The organism is Brevibacillus sp. HB1.2, from assembly GCF_013332495.1.
Classification (GTDB): domain Bacteria; phylum Bacillota; class Bacilli; order Brevibacillales; family Brevibacillaceae; genus Brevibacillus; species Brevibacillus porteri.
This window is the reverse complement of the sequence record NZ_JABMIU010000040.1, coordinates 1-1,413: the sequence shown is the minus strand read 5'-3', so window position 1 is coordinate 1,413 and position 1,413 is coordinate 1. Positions and strand designations below refer to the sequence as shown.

Sequence of the window (1,413 nt, the reverse complement as noted above, 5' to 3'; positions counted from 1 at the left end):
TTCGTATTATGAGGTCAGCCAGTTTTTACTGGTTGACCATTTTTAATATGGTTCTACGATTACGGTAGCCGGGGTAGAACGTCCCTGCCCGTGGGGCATTGACCCCGTACGCTAAACTGTTCACCCCCTACTTGTAGAAACATGTTTGAGGCTGGTTGGGACGAGATCCCGTATAACAAGCGAAGCTATGATACTACAAGCAGGATTAGGGGTTACCGGCAAATTATCTTAGAAAAGGAGCGATACAATGAATCCAGTCGTTGGTCTGGATGTATCTAAAGGGGAAAGCCAAGTTCAGGTATTTTTAGACAAGGGTCAGCCATATGGAAAAAGCTTTAGCATTTCGCATACTCGTGAGGGACTAGATACTTTTCTTCACTTTCTCAAGAATGTAGAAAGTATAACTGGTCAACAACCTCCGGTTGTTCTGGAGTCAACTGGACACTACCAGACTCCGATTACTCAGTGTCTAGAAGAACAAGATTACTTGTATATTCTTATAAACCCACTCATCTCATATCAAGCAAAAAAATCAAGCTTACGCAAGGTAAAAACGGATGCGATTGACGCTTATCATTTATGTGAGCTGTATTACAAGGAGGAACTACAACCTTATAAGAAGAGAGGGTTACAGCTGTTAAACCTCCGTAATCTAACAAGACAGCATGACTCTCTAACTGATCTTTGTGTGCAAGCAAAATTACAGTTCCATGCCATTTTAGACCAAGTATTCCCTGAGTTTAGAACTGTATTTGGAAACTTGTTTTCGAAGGTATCTTTGCACATTTTACTGGAGTTCCCTACCTCGGAAGAGGTCTTAAAAGCTAAGGAATCTGAATTGACGAAACGAATCGAAGCTATATGTATCAGCCGTTCCAACACTTGGGCCGAAGAAAAGGCGAAAAAAATAATGGACGCAGCAAGTCGCAATCCATTTCAAAAAGCAGTGTACGAAAGTCATTTGATCAGTCTTGAGATGTATATTCGTATGATTCTTCAATATCAAGAGCATCTGTCCAATTTGGAGCAACGAATTGATGCTCTCGCATCAGAAATTGAAGAATATAAGATTATCCAATCTATCCCTGGTATCGGAGAAAAAATCGCGGCAACGATTATCTCTGAAATTGGTGAGATAGAGCGGTTTAATCACCCTAAAAAACTTGTTGCCTTTGCCGGAATCGATCCTAGTGTGCATTCTTCTGGTAAGTTTACTGCAACCATTAATCGAATCACGAAAAGAGGTTCCAGCAGGTTGCGACATGCCTTATATATGGCTGTCCTATGTGGCATCAGGAGTTCGCGCAATAAGAAGCTAAAAGAGTTTTATGACAGAAAACGCGCTGAAGGAAAGCCGTTTAAAGTCACCATCATTGCTTGCGTAAACAAACTGATTCACTGGATTTACATCCT

1 protein-coding gene is annotated in these 1,413 nt (G+C 41.1%); it reads left to right on the top strand.

All coding sequences use genetic code 11. The annotated features are described in order from the left end of the window. Window positions 1-247: 247 nt before the first annotated feature. Window positions 248-1,413: IS110 family RNA-guided transposase (locus tag HPY28_RS30055; protein WP_174231975.1), on the top strand; the 1,166-nt coding region annotated here is incomplete at its 3' end.